At 35.1% G+C, this 15,373-nt stretch carries 16 protein-coding genes; 5 read left to right on the top strand and 11 right to left on the bottom strand.

Annotation, left to right across the window (positions count from 1 at the left end):
• Position 1 precedes the first annotated feature (1 nt).
• From tnpA to J2772_RS06040, 8 genes are all read right to left on the bottom strand, one after another.
• A complete protein-coding gene (tnpA, locus tag J2772_RS06005) occupies positions 2–454 on the bottom strand; it encodes an IS200/IS605 family transposase (protein WP_209914399.1) in 453 nt (150 codons plus the stop codon).
• A gap of 85 nt (positions 455–539) precedes the next feature.
• Positions 540–1,247 (bottom strand): phosphoribosylanthranilate isomerase, encoded by a 708-nt coding sequence (locus J2772_RS06010; RefSeq protein ID WP_209914402.1) that lies wholly within the window; start codon positions 1,245–1,247, stop codon positions 540–542.
• A 58-nt stretch (positions 1,248–1,305) separates the two neighbouring features.
• Positions 1,306–2,079 carry an indole-3-glycerol phosphate synthase TrpC gene (gene trpC, locus J2772_RS06015; RefSeq protein ID WP_209914404.1) on the bottom strand — a complete coding sequence of 258 codons (774 nt, stop codon included), beginning with the start codon at positions 2,077–2,079 and terminating at the stop codon, positions 1,306–1,308.
• Between the two features lie 184 nt (positions 2,080–2,263).
• On the bottom strand, positions 2,264–3,250 hold the full coding sequence (gene trpD, locus J2772_RS06020) for an anthranilate phosphoribosyltransferase (protein WP_209914407.1): 987 nt from the start codon (positions 3,248–3,250) through the stop codon (positions 2,264–2,266).
• A 105-nt stretch (positions 3,251–3,355) separates the two neighbouring features.
• Complete coding sequence (locus J2772_RS06025) at positions 3,356–3,958, bottom strand: anthranilate synthase component II (RefSeq protein WP_209914410.1); 603 nt, start codon at positions 3,956–3,958, stop codon at positions 3,356–3,358.
• Between the two features lie 45 nt (positions 3,959–4,003).
• A complete protein-coding gene (locus J2772_RS06030) occupies positions 4,004–5,428 on the bottom strand; it encodes an anthranilate synthase component I family protein (protein ID WP_209914413.1) in 1,425 nt (474 codons plus the stop codon).
• Positions 5,429–5,682: 254 nt separating this feature from the next.
• Positions 5,683–6,327 carry a hypothetical protein gene (locus tag J2772_RS06035; RefSeq protein WP_209914416.1) on the bottom strand — a complete coding sequence of 215 codons (645 nt, stop codon included), beginning with the start codon at positions 6,325–6,327 and terminating at the stop codon, positions 5,683–5,685.
• Between the two features lie 184 nt (positions 6,328–6,511).
• Complete coding sequence (locus J2772_RS06040; RefSeq protein WP_209914418.1) at positions 6,512–6,967, bottom strand: cupin domain-containing protein; 456 nt, start codon at positions 6,965–6,967, stop codon at positions 6,512–6,514.
• 199 nt (positions 6,968–7,166) lie between these two features.
• On the opposite strand from J2772_RS06040, the gene J2772_RS06045 reads away from it, so the two are divergent.
• The 5 genes from J2772_RS06045 (at position 7,167) to J2772_RS06065 (ending at position 12,278) form a co-directional block, all read left to right on the top strand.
• Positions 7,167–7,376, top strand: coding sequence for a hypothetical protein (locus J2772_RS06045; RefSeq protein ID WP_209914421.1), 210 nt, complete (start codon positions 7,167–7,169; stop codon positions 7,374–7,376).
• Positions 7,376–7,747 (top strand): c-type cytochrome, encoded by a 372-nt coding sequence (locus tag J2772_RS06050; RefSeq protein WP_045495124.1) that lies wholly within the window; start codon positions 7,376–7,378, stop codon positions 7,745–7,747. The genes J2772_RS06045 and J2772_RS06050 overlap by 1 nt, the downstream gene beginning before the upstream one ends.
• A gap of 3 nt (positions 7,748–7,750) precedes the next feature.
• Complete coding sequence (gene rlmF / locus J2772_RS06055; RefSeq protein WP_209914424.1) at positions 7,751–8,683, top strand: 23S rRNA (adenine(1618)-N(6))-methyltransferase RlmF; 933 nt, start codon at positions 7,751–7,753, stop codon at positions 8,681–8,683.
• A 361-nt stretch (positions 8,684–9,044) separates the two neighbouring features.
• A complete protein-coding gene (gene lysS / locus J2772_RS06060) occupies positions 9,045–10,742 on the top strand; it encodes a lysine--tRNA ligase (RefSeq protein WP_209914426.1) in 1,698 nt (565 codons plus the stop codon).
• Between the two features lie 135 nt (positions 10,743–10,877).
• Positions 10,878–12,278 carry a T9SS type A sorting domain-containing protein gene (locus J2772_RS06065; protein ID WP_209914428.1) on the top strand — a complete coding sequence of 467 codons (1,401 nt, stop codon included), beginning with the start codon at positions 10,878–10,880 and terminating at the stop codon, positions 12,276–12,278.
• Positions 12,279–12,314: 36 nt separating this feature from the next.
• Here J2772_RS06065 and J2772_RS06070 read toward each other — a convergent pair whose 3' ends face one another.
• Genes J2772_RS06070 through J2772_RS06080 form a run of 3 tightly spaced genes read right to left on the bottom strand, consistent with a single transcriptional unit; the run spans position 12,315 to position 15,181 of the window.
• Positions 12,315–12,830: a ClbS/DfsB family four-helix bundle protein gene (locus tag J2772_RS06070; RefSeq protein WP_209914431.1), complete on the bottom strand. Its 516-nt coding sequence runs from the start codon at positions 12,828–12,830 to the stop codon at positions 12,315–12,317.
• A gap of 6 nt (positions 12,831–12,836) precedes the next feature.
• Positions 12,837–13,841, bottom strand: coding sequence for a cytochrome d ubiquinol oxidase subunit II (locus J2772_RS06075; protein ID WP_209914434.1), 1,005 nt, complete (start codon positions 13,839–13,841; stop codon positions 12,837–12,839).
• Complete coding sequence (locus J2772_RS06080; RefSeq protein WP_209914437.1) at positions 13,838–15,181, bottom strand: cytochrome ubiquinol oxidase subunit I; 1,344 nt, start codon at positions 15,179–15,181, stop codon at positions 13,838–13,840. The genes J2772_RS06075 and J2772_RS06080 overlap by 4 nt, the downstream gene beginning before the upstream one ends.
• Positions 15,182–15,373 lie beyond the last annotated feature (192 nt).

Consider the following 15,373-nt stretch of genomic DNA (forward strand, 5'->3'; position numbering starts at 1 on the left):
TCTAATCCCACAAAAATTTTTCATCATATTCCATTTTATGTTTTTCCAGTATTTCAACAAATTCATTTTTAAAATCCTGTTTTTGATGATGCTGGCGTTGATTTTTAATATATTTTGTCACAATATGAATATCTTTTTCACCCACTGAAAATGCACCATAACCATCCTGCCAAAAGAAATCCTCATATTTTTTACCTTTTGTCTTGATCCATTTTGAGGAATGTGCCTTTATCTCCTGAACCAATTTCATTAATGCAATCTTCCTGGACAATCTACAAAGAATATGAATATGATTATCTGTTCCGCCTATCTGTAATGCATGACTTTCAAAATCTTTACATAATGTGGCTATGTAGGCATACAATTCTTTTTCTATGTTTTCATCTATAAAATCGTTCCTGTATTTTGTGCTGAATACAATGTGGATGTAATTTTTTACTAATGATTGTGGCATTTGTGTGTTTTTTGGTGGTTGATATTAATATGTTGTCATGTATGTGTTTGTTATTAATATTAATTGGAATGTTTCCAATTCTGGGTTAAATCGCCCCGTTGGGACTCTGATGAATGTTGGATTTAAAATTTTTGATCCTGTTTACATCCTTATCACCCGGGGCGATTTCAAATTTTGAATTAATATCTAAGGCAAAAGGTTTCTGTTTCAATCCTTCCATATTTTTGATGTTCTCTTCTGAAATACCGCCGCTCAGAAAATAGGGTAGTGGCATTTCAAATTGATTTAATAAGCTCCAGTCAAATTGTTGTCCTGTCCCTCCAAATGCCTTACTGTCTGTATCAAATAGGTAATAGGAAATAGGTTGCTGATTCTGAGTTTCAGAGTTGTTACTGAAAGTATGTGCTATTTTTCTCTTATTTTCAGAGGAATCGTTTCCGATTCTTATCACCTTGATTATTTTAACATTGGGATTCAGCTGTTTACTTAGTTCAATAATTAGACTATCTTCTTCATCACCATGTAACTGAATCAGGTTAAGCTTTGCTTTTTCTGCAATTTCAACAATTGTTTCAACTTTTTCATTGACAAAAACCCCAACTTTTCCCTGATGATTAATTTGTGCAATATCTTCCAGCCTCAAATGTTTCAAAACATATCTCGGTGATTTTTCATAGAAAATAAAACCTAAAAAATCTACGTTCATGGTTATTAATTCCTGAATCTGATCTGGTTTTGTCAGGCCACAGACTTTGAGAGCAGAAGAGATGTGAGTGGTTGGTTGCTGGTTCATAGGAGTTGATTGAGAAGTGACGATATAGATTTTTAGTAATGCTGAGAAATATTTATTTTCAAATTAATAAAGAAAATTCTTCAAATGCTTTTGCAGGATCTGTATCCCTCATAAAATATTCTCCCATCAGGAAACCATCAAATCCCTTTTCCTTTAAAAATTTAAAATCTTCAAGACTATAAATCCCGCTTTCTGCAACAGATAAAGTATCTTTAGGAAGTTGATCTTTTAGCTGAACGGAATGTTGTAAATCAACTTTAAAATCGTTCAGGTTTCTGTTATTAATTCCCACCAAGTCAATATTAGAATTAAAATGCTTTAGTTCTTCTTCGGTATGAATTTCCAATAAAACTTCCAGATCCAGTTCGTGAGCCAGTGCTGTAAACTCCTGAACCTGATTCGGTGAAAGACAAGATGCAATCAGTAAAATAACATCAGCTCCCATGCTTTTCGCTTCATAAAACTGGTATTCATCAATCATAAAGTCTTTACGCAGAATAGGAATATTGATGTGTTTTCTTACATTCAGAATATCCTCAAAACTTCCGCCAAAAAAGTCTTTATCTGTAAGGATAGAAATTCCGCTGGCTCCAAATTTTTCATAAGCTGAAGTAACATCCAAAGGCTGAACACTATTATTAATGATTCCTTTAGATGGAGATTGCCTTTTAAACTCAGCAATAATTCCACTTTTGTTTTTAATGGACTCTTTCAATGAAGAACTCTTTCTTTCGAAAAAGTCTGAGCTTCTTAACTGATCGATAGAAATAGCTGCTTTTGAAACGGCAATTTCCTCTTTTTTTCTTTCAATAATTTTATCTAGTATGGTCATTTAATACAGAAATTTAATAAGATGGTGAAAAATTATAAACCATTAAGGGACATTAAGATGATAAGATAGATTAGGCTCTATCAAAGATCAGTAATAAAGAATACTGTTGAATAAATAGCTTTAGCTATGATCTTAACGATTCTTCATTCCTTAAAAATTCTTAATAGTTCAGAAAATAATAAGACTAATTAATTAAAAGTTCAAAGGTTTTTAATGCTTTTCCGCTTTCTAAGCTTTCCTGAGCCAATAATAAGCAATCATCATATGTTCCGTATTTGTGTGTATGGTAAAGGGCTACAGAAGCATTAGCTAAGACCACAGAGTTTTGCTGTTCGCTTCCTTTTCCTTCCAGAATATTCATAAAGATTTTTGCAGTTTCTTTGGTTGTGTTTCCTGCTTTAATATCTTCCAATGTTACAGGATTGAAGCCTAAGTCTTCTGCAGAATAAATTTCTTCTCCTTTTTTAGTGATAATTTTGCTGTCGTGGGTAAGGCTGATCTCATCATAACCATCCAATCCGTGAACTAAAATAAACTCCTGTTCCTCTTTTTGCAAAAGGTATTGATAGATTCTTGCAATTTCCAGATTATACACTCCAATCATGGAATATTGAGGCTTTGCAGGATTCACCAAAGGTCCCAGCAGATTAAAGAAGGTTCTTAATCCCAGTGATTTTCTCAATAATCCAACTGATTGAAGAGCAGGGTGGAAGTAGGGGGCATGCAAAAAGCAGATATTAGCTCTTTCAAGATCTTCATTCAGCTGCTCTGAACTATTCTTGAACTGATACCCCAGTTCTTCCAATACATTGGATGAGCCTGTAGTGGTTGAAGCCCCGTAATTTCCATGTTTTGTTACCTTCTGCCCGGCTCCGGCCACCACAAAGCTGGCCAACGTTGATATATTGATTGTGTTTTTTCCGTCACCTCCCGTTCCTACGATATCAATGGCATTGCTGGCATCAATGTGTATAGGAACAGCCATCTGCAACAGAGCTTCTCTAAAGCCTTCAAGTTCTTTCAGTGTGATATTTCGCATCAGGAAAACACTGATGAAAGCTGTTACTTCTGCTGCATTGAACTTATTCTGTGCGATTTCAATCATCATGGCCTTTGCCTCAGACTTTGACAAAGTATTGTGATTGAACATATATTGCAAAATTTCTTTCATTTGAGGAGTTTTTATGGTTGATGGATGTTGTGTTGTTGTTTTCATATTAGGCTTACTTCATTAGACTTTGGTTGAAATGATAATCAACTACTTTTAAATAGATTTTTACTGATTTAGAAAGTTTCGGATGATTATTTCTCCGTCGGGAGTTAGGATACTTTCAGGATGAAACTGTACTCCGTGTACATCATAAGTTTTATGTTGAAGAGCCATAATCATCCCATCTTTATCGACTGCTGTAACTTCCAATTCATTAGGGAAGTTTTCAGGATTAACAGCCCAACTGTGGTATCTTCCTACCTCAAGTCCTGATGTTAAGTCTTTAAAAAGTTTAGTATCTTCTTTTATCAATTCAGTGGTAGTTGCCACTCCGTGGAAAATTTCAGAAAGGTTGATGAGGTTTCCGCCGAAAGCTTCTGCAATGGCTTGCTGTCCTAGACATACGCCTAAAATGCTTTTAGTAGGCGCATATTTTTTAATCAGCTCTAATAAAATTCCAGCTTCTTCCGGAATTCCCGGGCCTGGAGAAAGGATGATCTTATCGTATTGTCCAACTTCTTCCAAGGTAATCTGATCATTTCTTACCACATCCACTTTCTGATTCAGAATTCTTTCGATGATCTGGACAAGGTTGTAAGTGAAGCTGTCATAGTTATCGAAAACAAGAACTTTTACCGGTGATTGCTGAGCGTTTATATTGTTGTTCATTTCTTTTTTGTTGTAGGGTTAATGAGTGAAGAGTTGATGAAGTTTTTAATTTTCTACTATTTTTTCTGCTTTCTCCACTGCTTTTTTCAGAGCATTTAATTTGTTATTCACTTCCTGCAGTTCACTTTCAGGTACAGATTTCGCAACAAGGCCGGCTCCTGCCTGATAATACAGTGTATTGTTTTTGCTTAAAAAGGTTCTGATCATAATGGCCTGATTACAGGTTCCGTTTAAACCTACTATACCAATACATCCTCCATAATATCCACGGGAATCTTTTTCATATTGATTGATAAGTTGAAGAGCTTTATGTTTAGGGGCGCCACTTAAAGTTCCCTGTGGGAAGGTTGCAGAAATCATGTCAAGAGGGTTGATCTGTTCCGGAAGATCAGCGGTTACTTCACTTACCATGTGAATCACATGTGAGAAAAGCTGAATTTCTTTTAGTTTGGTAACGGTTACGTTTTTGCCGAGCTTCCCAAGATCATTACGGGCAAGGTCTACCAGCATGGTATGCTCTGCATTTTCTTTAGGATCATTTTTTAATATTTCAATTGCCTTAAGATCAGCTTCAAGATTCCCTGTTCTTTTAGAAGTTCCTGCAATAGGGTGGATAATCGCTTTGTTATCTTTAATGATTAATTGGCTTTCAGGGCTTGATCCGAATAGTTTGTAGTTTCCATAATCAAAATAAAACAGGTATGGAGAAGGGTTGATATTTCTCAAAGCACGATACACATTAAACTCATCTCCTTTAAACTTCTGTTCAAACCTTCTGCTCAGTACCAATTGGAATACATCACCTCTCATACAATGTCTCTGTGCTGTTTTTACCAGTTCGATATAATCTTCATCCGTAAGATTGGAAGTCTCCTGGCCATTTTTTTCAAATGGATACACCGGGGTATTTTGGTTTTTGATGAGGTTTTCCAAAAGGTGAAGTTCAGATTTCACCCCTTCCATTTGATTCTCAATAATATGCATTTCATCATTGAAGTGGTTAATGGCAATCACATATTGGTATAATCTGTATCTGAGAATCGGAATTTCTACTTCCGGGCTTTGTGCTTTTAAATTGATATTTTCAAAGAATTGTACGGCTTCAAAACTTGTATATCCGAAAAGACTTTGTGCAGTCTGTTCAATAGGGTTGTTAGTTTTTTCACAGTCAAAAACAGTACGGAAATCTTCAAATATATCCGTGATATTGCGTTCCATAATGAACTGCTTTGCAGGAGTAGAGTCAGGGAATTTAATCTCAAACTCATTTAAATTTTTCACTTCAATTCCTGCAACGGCATTGATGGCTATAAAGGAAAAATTATTGTCAATACTTTTTGAATCGGAGCTTTCCAGAAGAATAGTATCTCTGAACTTATCTCTTATCTTAAGATAAATATTCATGGGAGTATGAAGGTCTCCAAGAGTTTTTTTCGAAACGGTTTTTATTTTGATTTTCTGTGTAAACATCTGCTGTTTTATTTTTTTGTAAGATTTTAGGAATAAAAAAAGGCTTCAACGGTATCCGTCAAAGCCTTGTATATTGTTTTGTTTATATCTGCTGTTGGGTTAGCAACATGACAATACCTTCAGACCCGACGAAGAGTTTGAAAGCCACCACCAAATATTGTTGCTCATTGTAAACATGGGACAAATGTAGAAATTTTTTTAATACAAAAAACAAAAAATTCAAAAAAAATAAAAAACTTAATATTTAATTTGTTTTATTTCAATTGTTTAAGTTCTTTTTTGAGTTCTTCAAGCTTTATTTTATAACTTTCCTCATCATAAGATGCTGTATAATCTTCCAACGCTTTGATGTATTCTGCAATGAATACTTTATTGGTTCTGTCTGCTTCATATTTGATTCTTGCAGAATTTACCGGAGCTAATTTAGAGTATTTAATGAGTGCTTTTCCTTCTTCTGATTCATTGTAAAGAATCACAATATTTTTTTCATATCCCGGAATGTATTTTACGGGGAAACTTATTTCCGTTCGTGGAATTCTGATGGCGTTTTCAATGGGGTAAATTGATGCTGAGGTTGTAGAAAAGAAGGTTGAAATATACTTTCCATCCTGTTTTTTAACTACTGCTTCATAATCGTGAATGTACATGTCATTTAATGTTGAATTGGTCTCCACATCAGAAGTAATGATTGCTGTACTCTCCACTCCATATTTGTTGAGAAACCACGCATTCAGAAACTGACCACAAAACCCGTTTAAAATGGAAAGTGGAATAGCAAGAACCAAAAACCAGATTTTTTTAGTGAGATAAGATAATAATCCCAAAATCAAAAAAAGAAGAATCACAGTATAAAAACCATGATGGCTGGTAAAAAACAGAATTTTTGAGATTAAAACCATATCCAAATTTTACAGTAATTTCTTTGAGATAAATCTAGTTTAAACTTATCAAAAAAATAGGAAAGGAGCAATATTTATTTACTTATTTCGGATAGGGAGCTATACAAAGAGATTCGGAAGAATTAAACGCAGGGTTTAGCAAGATTTTGTTTCCATTACTTTACAAAACCCTGTGTTATATCTTTTAATGCACAGGTTCAGACAGAGGAATGTCAGTGGCTCCGCTGTAAAAGACAATTAAAGTAGCACCTTTTTCTCCGGTTTTGCCTCTGTGAGCAATATTAACCATTTCCGGAAGAACCTGCCCTTTTTTTACCCATTGTGTTTTACCATCTTCTTTTCTTTCTATCTGGATTTCTCCTTTTTCCACGTAAGCCGCATTGATAACAGGGTGTTTATGCCAGTCCAGTGCTTTGTTAGGCGGAACAGAGATTTTAAGAACAGAGATTTCAGGCTGTCCGGTCGGGTAGCTGGCATACAGTGTTCCCTCCCATGATTTTGTGGTTTTCAATAATGTTACAGATTCAATTTTGTCTGAATATTCTGATTTGGGCTGTTCATTATCAGAGTCATGACAGGATAGAGGGAAGGAAAGGATAGCTGACAAAATAGCTGTTCTGAATAAATTTCTTTGAGTCATACATTTTAGATTAATAGTTTGTATTTTAATGTGATCTGTTATACAAAAATAATAACCTAATTTAAATTTTCCCTATTTATTGAATTATTTTTTGTTAAAAAGATAAAATATCCAAACTCTTAAAATATTTTTCAAAGAAAACATTTGTCATAAGCTGAAACGTTTATTTTTTATATTTTTGCTTTCAAATTAGAAAAAAATGAAAAAAGTATTCGCAATCGCATTTATTGGAGGTTTATTATTAGCAAGCTGCTCTAAAAAAGCAGATCACTCATTACAGGACAGCAACACTATGCTTGAAGAGCCGGCAGCAACTACCGTTGTAGATTCTACTGCTAAGCCTGCTGCTCCAGTTGCTGCAACTCCTGCTCCTGAAGCTGCTAAAACAGATTCTACAGCGAAGAAATAATGAAAAATTTATTTTTGGCGGGAACTTTAGGTCTTGTGATCTTTTCCTGTTCTAAAAAAGAAAATACAACAGAAGTAGCGTCTTCAGATGCTGCATCGGTGTCCGCTCCAGCTCAGTCCAATCTTTCCGGTGATCAGATCATGGAAACATTGGATTGTTCGGGGTGTCACTCTGTTAATGAGAGAATGATAGGACCTTCTTATCAGGAAATAGCTGCTAAATATTCTGATAAGGATATTGAATTGTTGGCTTCCAAGATCATAGAAGGCGGTAGTGGAGTTTGGGGCGGAGTCCCTATGGCTGCTCATCCACAGGTATCTAAAGAAGATGCTAAAAAAATGGTGGAGTATATTCTAAGCCAGAAAAAATAAAAGATGTCCACAGAAAAATCCAGTCTGCACACAAGAAATCTGCATCGTAATCCCTATGATTTTGATCTGCTTATTTCTTGTGTGCCAGAACTGAAACATTATGTCTTCGTGAATGTTCACGGGATAAAAACTATTAATTTCAGTATTTCTGAGGCTGTAAAATTACTCAACAAGGCCTTACTTTTTCATTTTTATAATGTTAAAAATTGGGATATTCCTAATGCCAATTTGTGTCCTCCCATTCCGGGACGTGCAGATTATGTACATTATATTGCTGACTTGCTGACGGAGCAGGGTGAAATTCCAACAGGTCCCTCTGTAAAAGGATTGGATGTTGGTGTAGGAGCTAATCTTGTTTATCCTTTAATTGCCCATCAATCTTATGGTTGGGAAATTGTCGGTACAGATATTAATGAAGAGTCATTAAAAAATGGCCATTATATTCTGGATCAGAATCCAGATTTATTATCAACAATTCAATTACAGCATCAGCCAGATTCCAAATATGTATTCAAGAATATAATAGGTTCTGAAGATAGGTTTACATTTTCTATGTGTAATCCTCCTTTTCATGACTCAAAAGAATCTATGATAAAAGGAAATCTTCGGAAAACAAAGAATTTAACTAAAGGAAAGGATCGAAAAACGGTACTTAATTTTGGTGGACAACAGTCAGAATTATGGTGTGAAGGCGGAGAATTGGCATTCATTACCAATATGATTCATGAAAGTGTTCAATATTCATCTCAGGTTCTTTGGTTTACCTGCCTGGTTTCTAAAAAGGATAATCTTTATAAGCTGACTACACTTTTAAAGAAGGTAAAAACAGTAGAATTTAAAACTATTGATATGGCCCAGGGACAGAAAATAAGCAGAATCCTGGCCTGGACATTTATTCCTAAACAGAAACGAACCGAATGGTTTAGTAGGAAATAAAGCTTCTGAATGTAAAGATTGTGATTTAAGTTTTGTTTGGTCTAGAATTATTCGGAAAACTTAAACTACCCGTCAAAAATTCTTTGAATTTTCGCCACTCCTCCAGAAGAGGGGAATGATGATACTTTTCCATTTCAATATTTGCAAAAAGTATCGGTTTTTAAAGTTGATTCTTTAATTTTTGACCTTGAATTCAATTGTAAGATTTCGTGTCTCTTATCTCTTCGTCTATTCTCTTTATTTTAGCTTCTATAGCCCAAAGTTTTCCCTGTTCACCATCTTCATTTTAAAATTTCTGAAAAAATCAATTGACGGTCAACTCAAAAATGCCTAAATTTGTACGCTTTTAGAAAAATAAGAAATGCAATTATCAGAACAAGAAATCATTAGAAGAGAAAAGCTGAATAAGCTTACTGAAATGGGGATTAATGCGTTCCCTGCGGATGAGTATACCATTACAGATACTACAGAATCTATAAAACAGGACTTTTCTGAAAGTAAACAGGTGAAGATCGCTGGTAGATTAATGTCCCGCAGAATTCAAGGAAAGGCTTCTTTTGCAGAATTGCAGGATTCTAAAGGAAAAATTCAGGTTTACTTCAACAGAGACGAGATCTGTCCGGGAGAAGATAAAGAATTATATAACGAAGTGTACAAACACCTTCTAGATATCGGTGATATTATTGGTATTGAAGGAGAGTTGTTTACCACTCAGGTAGGAGAGATGACGGTTTTAGTAAAGAACTTTACGCTTCTTACTAAGGCTTTACGTCCGCTTCCTCAGGCAAAAACAGACGAAAATGGTATTGTACACGACGGATTTACAGATCCTGAATTGAGATACAGACAGCGTTATGTAGATTTAACGGTAAACCCACAGGTAAAAGAAATTTTCGTGAAGAGAACAAAATTGTTCAACGCGATGAGAACTTTCTTTAACGATGCAGGATATTTTGAAGTAGAAACTCCAATTCTACAGTCTATTCCTGGTGGAGCAGCTGCTAAGCCTTTCATCACGCACCACAATGCATTGGATATTCCATTATATTTAAGAATTGCGAACGAATTATATCTGAAAAGATTGATCGTAGGTGGTTTTGACGGAGTATATGAGTTTTCTAAAAACTTCAGAAACGAAGGGATGGACAGAACTCACAACCCGGAATTTACTGCAATGGAAATCTATGTAGCTTATAAAGACTACAACTGGATGATGGATTTCACAGAAAAACTACTGGAATTCTGTGCTATTCAGGTAAACGGAATTACAACAGCTACATTCGGAGAACATGAAGTAGATTTCAAAGCTCCTTATCCAAGAGTTTCCATGACGGAAGCTATCCTGAAATTTACAGGTTTCGATATCACTGGCAAAACAGAGAAGGAATTATATGACTTTGCTAAGTCTATTGGAATTGAGGTGAATGAGACAATGGGTAAAGGGAAATTAATTGATGAGATTTTTGGTGAGAAGTGTGAAGGAAACTTCATCCAGCCGACTTTCATTACAGATTATCCTGTTGAAATGTCTCCACTGACTAAGAAACATAGAAGCAAAGAAGGTTTAACTGAGCGTTTTGAATTGATGGTGTGTGGTAAAGAAATTGCCAACGCTTATTCAGAGCTTAATGACCCAATCGATCAGAGAGAACGTTTTGAAGCTCAGATGGCTTTATCTGAAAGAGGTGATGATGAAGCAATGTTTATCGATCAGGACTTCTTAAGAGCTCTTGAATATGGGATGCCTCCTACATCAGGATTAGGAATCGGTATGGACAGATTAATTATGTTCTTAACGAACAATGCATCTATCCAGGAAGTATTATTCTTCCCTCAAATGAGACCGGAGAAAGCAGTTCCTCAAATTGAGTTAGGAGAAGATGAAAAAGTGATACTAGAAATCCTTAACTCTCAGGAAGAGGCTATGTCTTTAGCGGAAGTAAAGGATAGAAGTCAGTTATCCGGTAAGAAATGGGATAAAGCTTCTAAGACTTTAACAAAGAATAATATTGTGAAAGTAGAGAAGATTGATGAAAATCTTCTGATGAAACTAGCATAGTTTTATACAATATAATAATAAAAACCGGTGCGGAATTATTCTGTACCGGTTTGTTTTTTCCATTTTCTTAACTGTGTTCCGAAGTTCTGGTATTAGTAAATAATGTACTAAAAATACTATCTTTGGAAAAAAACCATGAAAAAAACGTTTCTATTTCTTTTTCAACTAGTGGCAACAATTGTTATACATGCCCAATTTATTGCCATAGACGAAAACTATACATCAGTTCCACTTGCAATTTCCTCAGGAGTGTCAAATAATTATGATTTTACAACTGATGGAGTGGCGTATGTATCAACCACAGGGAATATTATAAACAAATATACGCCCAATGGAACTTTAGATTCAAGCTTTGGCATAAATGGTAGCTTAGCATCACCTCTATCTGGGAGTAAACCACAGGTAAAGGTCACCCCAAATAATCTATACATATTCTCGCAGAATAAAATAGTTAAATATTCTTTAGACGGAATATTGGATACAACTTTTGGAACTAATGGTATAGTTACGTTTGATTTAAATGATGTGATTAGTAGTATTGTTGTAAATACAGATTCTTCATTGTATGTGAATGTAGGAGGTCATTTAAGTTCTGCGAAAGGGATAAAAAAAGTTTTACCTACCGGATCGGTAGATCCATTATTTCTTATAGCTGGTAATAATGTCGATTTTATGTCAATGTCCAGAACAAGTAGTAACGAGATACTTACTTATTGTAGTGAGGGTCCTCCTTTTGGGAGTAAGGTTTATTCTATTAGAAAATATAACACCCAGGGAAGTCTAGATACAACATTTGGTAATCAGGGAAGTCTAGGAGCGAGTGTATTCATGCTTAATGATGAAATAAATGTAGATAGTAATAATAACATTTATATTTTTGATGAAAATTTATTTGAGCATAAAATATATAAATATACATCTAATGGAGTGAAAGATTCTGGCTTTGGTAATAATGGTACATTGTCTTTATCTTCGAATGTAATTGGTATTGGTGGTTTATCTAGTATGGATATAGATGAGAATGATAAATTAGTAATATTTGCAGGCGGAATTGTGAGAATCAATAGCAATGGAACTTTAGATAATACGTTGCATAATGGTCAATATTATTGCTTGTGGGCACCTGCAGCTTCTTTTCCACCAGGTGCAGGTTCAGGATCTATAAGTACAAATTATGGTAAAAGTCTCAAAAATGGAGAATATATTGTTGAGCTTAGAAAACGAATAAACCTATCTATTAGTGAGTTTAAAACATTCAAACTTATTAGGAGTAATGTTAATACTTTGGCAACAGATGAATCTTCAGCAGAACTTCCAAACTTCCAAGTTTACCCGAATCCTGTTAATGATATTTTACATATAAAGTTAGAATCCCGTGAAAAATTGCAAAAAGTAAGTATCTATTCTATGGATGGAAAACTCATTTTTTTGGGAACAGATGCGAAGATGGATTTGGGAACATTGTCCTCAGGAAATTATTTAGTAGAAATTAAAACGGATAAGAATGTATATACTAAAAAAGTAATTAAAAAGTAACAATTAATTTTTAGTGTTAAAAAAACCGGTGCAGAATTATTCTGTACCGGTTTGTTTTTTCCATTTTCTTAACTGTGTCCTAAAGTTTTTAAACGGAGCTACAGTATTAATATGTATCCATTTCCAAACTGGCCATTTGGCGGGTGTTGTTGCCCATTTTCTTTGTTCAGGTTCAAATAGGATTTGGTCATCAAGTTTTTCAATCCATTCAATAATTTCATTGACCTGTTTTTGCAAGAGCTCTTTTTGTTCTGCTAAACTATAAGAACCATATTGTTCATAGAAAGACTGATATAATCCTTTTAGATTATTCCATTTATATTCAGGAGTAGGTGTTTTTACTTCCATTCCTTTCTTTTCATCAGCTTCCCACTGCAGAAGCAGATGGGTCCAGCCAATTTGATAGGATATATTCTGAGACGGCGTTTTATCAACACCTGGTTTTAGCATATCTTTTTCATCTTCTTTAATATCATCAAACTCCTGATCATAGAGAAGGAATCTTGTTTTGATCTCTTCAACAAGTTCTGTTTTGTTCTTATAATCCTGCATATTACTTTATTTTCTAAGCTTACTGAAAGAAGCCATAAGGTAAAATAAAAACGGAAGAATAAATAATGAACCCAGCATCAATGCCCACCCCAATGCTGAAATGGTTTTTTCAGGAGCCATATGCTCTAATAGCGAAAGATGCTGTCCATTCCCTAATAAAATAATATCCGGATTATGCTGATAGGTTGCTGCCACAAGGATCATCACCATCTGGAAACCTGCCAAAGCTCTTACAGGAAGTAATTTTTGGTTACTCAAAGCTCTTAAAATAAGTAATAAGGCAACGGTAGCAAAGGCAATCGCCATAATTCCTAAAGGCTTTGAAAATACCCACATCAAAAGAGGAATATCAGAAAGGTAAGCTGTAGCAAACACAAGGATTCCTGTAATCACCACAAAGATCATCGTTTGCTTTGATTTTCTGATCATTAATAATAACTCTTCCTTACCACGGGTTTCTCTCAATGAAAAAATAGAAGCCAGATAAGCACAAAGCGCTACCGTAAATAAACCTACAGAAACTCCAAACCAGTTCAGCCAGCTGTAAATATACAGATCCAGAAAGGTGGTTGCATCAGGATTAATAGAGTGTGATACTGTTGCTGCTGCTATTAATCCCAGGAAAAAAGGAGTTAATAGACTGGCATAATAAAATATCTGTGTATATAAAACCTGCCAGTTATCCTTTACCGCATCATAATGCCTGAATGTAAAAGCTGTCCCTCTTGCAATAATTCCTACAAGCATTAAGACTAAAGGGATATGAAGGTAGGTAGACATGGTGGTATAAATTTCAGGAAAGCCAACAAAAAGGATTACAATTGCAATAATCAGCCACATGTGATTCGCTTCCCAAACAGGAGCAATAGATTCATACATGATCTCATGTGTTTTATGGCGGGCTTTTTTATTGGTGAACATCTCTACAATGCCTGCTCCAAAGTCAGCACCTCCCAGAATAATATAAAGACAGATGGAAAGCCAGAGAAAACCTATAACAATGTAGATCATGATTTTTTGTTTTTATCGTTAAACTGTGGGTCTGTTGGATCATAAAGTTTTGGTACCATCTGTACCTGTCTTCTTAAAAGGAAAACCAGGATCAATGATAATGATATAAATATCGCAGTGAAGAAATAGAAAGAATATTGTATTCCCGGCATTGGGGTTACGGCATCAATCGTTCTCATGACTCCATAAATGATCCATGGTTGTCTTCCTACTTCAGTTACTGTCCATCCTGCTTCCAGAGCAATATATCCAAAAGGAGTAGCAATAAGGAATGTTTTTAATAACCAGTTTTTAGTCAGCCATTCTTTTTTGAAAAAGAAAGCATACAAATAAATAGCTCCTATACCTATCATCACTACTCCAAAGAAGATCATGATCTGAAAAGCATAATGAACAACGGCAATCGGGGGCCATTCATCTCTCGGGAAATCTTTAAGACCCTTTACTTCAGTATTGAAGTCGTTGCTTACCAAAAAGCTTAGTACCTTTGGAATTTTAATAGCATATTTTATTTCCTCTTTTTCTTCATCAGGAATTCCACCAATCACAAAGGCTGCTCCTTTTTCCGTTTCAAAGTGAGCTTCCATTGCAGCAAGCTTGATAGGCTGTCTCTTTGCTACAGATTTTGCAGCCACATCACCACTCAAAGGGGCTCCGAATGCTCCAATTAAAGCAAAACCTACTGCAATCCTGAATGCTTTGGTATGAAACTCCACATTCTTTTTTCGCATAATTAAAAAGGCATGAACTCCGGCTACAGCAAATCCTGTTGCACAAAAAGCTGCAACTGTCATATGAAGAGCCTGTGGAAACCATGCATCATTGAACATTGCTTTAATAGGATCTATATTAAGGTATTGTCCGTTGATATAATCGAAACCGGTAGGAGAGTTCATCCACGCATTGGCAGCTACCACCAGAATACCAGATGCCAATCCACTTACTCCTACAAGAAAACCACAGAACCAGTGAAACCATTTATTGAATTTATCCCATCCATATAAAAAGAATCCGATGGCGATAGCTTCAATAAAGAAAGCTGTCCCCTCTAATGAGAATGGCATTCCAAAGATAGGACCTGCATGTTTCATAAACCCGGGCCATAGAAGTCCCAATTCAAAGGAAAGCATAGTTCCTGAAACAGCTCCTGTAGCAAATAAGATGGCAACCCCTTTGCTCCAGGCTTTTGTTAATCCTTTATATATTTCATTATTAGTTTTTAGGTATTTCCAATGGGCAAAAGCCATTAGAAAAGGCATCACCATTCCCACACAGGAGAATATGATATGGAAGCCAAGAGAAAGCGCCATCTGGGCGCGGGCAGCTATAAAATCATCCATAATATCAACTTTTCAGTAAATAAATTTACGCATAAATTATTGATGTTGAGTATGATTTAAAACAGTAGAGATATAACAAATACATTTTAACTTTGAATCTTTTATTGGTTAGCTATTTCTTATGTTTCCTCTAAGAAAACTCAACATTTTTTTGACACTTTTTAACTTTCATACCTCGAAAAAAATCACGAT

Origin of the sequence: Chryseobacterium jejuense (assembly GCF_017877355.1) — a bacterium.
GTDB classification, from domain to species: Bacteria; Bacteroidota; Bacteroidia; order Flavobacteriales; family Weeksellaceae; genus Chryseobacterium; species Chryseobacterium jejuense_A.

What these genes read in the sequence shown, in the direction of transcription:
- tnpA (WP_209914399.1), bottom strand. Translation starts at nt 454, where the DNA reads ATGCCACAATCATTAGTAAAAAATTACATCCACATTGTATTCAGCACA.
- J2772_RS06010 (WP_209914402.1), bottom strand. Translation starts at nt 1,247, where the DNA reads ATGAACCAGCAACCAACCACTCACATCTCTTCTGCTCTCAAAGTCTGT.
- trpC (WP_209914404.1), bottom strand. Translation starts at nt 2,079, where the DNA reads ATGACCATACTAGATAAAATTATTGAAAGAAAAAAAGAGGAAATTGCC.
- trpD (WP_209914407.1), bottom strand. Translation starts at nt 3,250, where the DNA reads ATGAAAGAAATTTTGCAATATATGTTCAATCACAATACTTTGTCAAAG.
- J2772_RS06025 (WP_209914410.1), bottom strand. Translation starts at nt 3,958, where the DNA reads ATGAACAACAATATAAACGCTCAGCAATCACCGGTAAAAGTTCTTGTT.
- J2772_RS06030 (WP_209914413.1), bottom strand. Translation starts at nt 5,428, where the DNA reads ATGTTTACACAGAAAATCAAAATAAAAACCGTTTCGAAAAAAACTCTT.
- J2772_RS06035 (WP_209914416.1), bottom strand. Translation starts at nt 6,327, where the DNA reads ATGGTTTTAATCTCAAAAATTCTGTTTTTTACCAGCCATCATGGTTTT.
- J2772_RS06040 (WP_209914418.1), bottom strand. Translation starts at nt 6,967, where the DNA reads ATGACTCAAAGAAATTTATTCAGAACAGCTATTTTGTCAGCTATCCTT.
- J2772_RS06045 (WP_209914421.1), top strand. Translation starts at nt 7,167, where the DNA reads ATGAAAAAAGTATTCGCAATCGCATTTATTGGAGGTTTATTATTAGCA.
- J2772_RS06050 (WP_045495124.1), top strand. Translation starts at nt 7,376, where the DNA reads ATGAAAAATTTATTTTTGGCGGGAACTTTAGGTCTTGTGATCTTTTCC.
- rlmF (WP_209914424.1), top strand. Translation starts at nt 7,751, where the DNA reads ATGTCCACAGAAAAATCCAGTCTGCACACAAGAAATCTGCATCGTAAT.
- lysS (WP_209914426.1), top strand. Translation starts at nt 9,045, where the DNA reads ATGCAATTATCAGAACAAGAAATCATTAGAAGAGAAAAGCTGAATAAG.
- J2772_RS06065 (WP_209914428.1), top strand. Translation starts at nt 10,878, where the DNA reads ATGAAAAAAACGTTTCTATTTCTTTTTCAACTAGTGGCAACAATTGTT.
- J2772_RS06070 (WP_209914431.1), bottom strand. Translation starts at nt 12,830, where the DNA reads ATGCAGGATTATAAGAACAAAACAGAACTTGTTGAAGAGATCAAAACA.
- J2772_RS06075 (WP_209914434.1), bottom strand. Translation starts at nt 13,841, where the DNA reads ATGATCTACATTGTTATAGGTTTTCTCTGGCTTTCCATCTGTCTTTAT.
- J2772_RS06080 (WP_209914437.1), bottom strand. Translation starts at nt 15,181, where the DNA reads ATGGATGATTTTATAGCTGCCCGCGCCCAGATGGCGCTTTCTCTTGGC.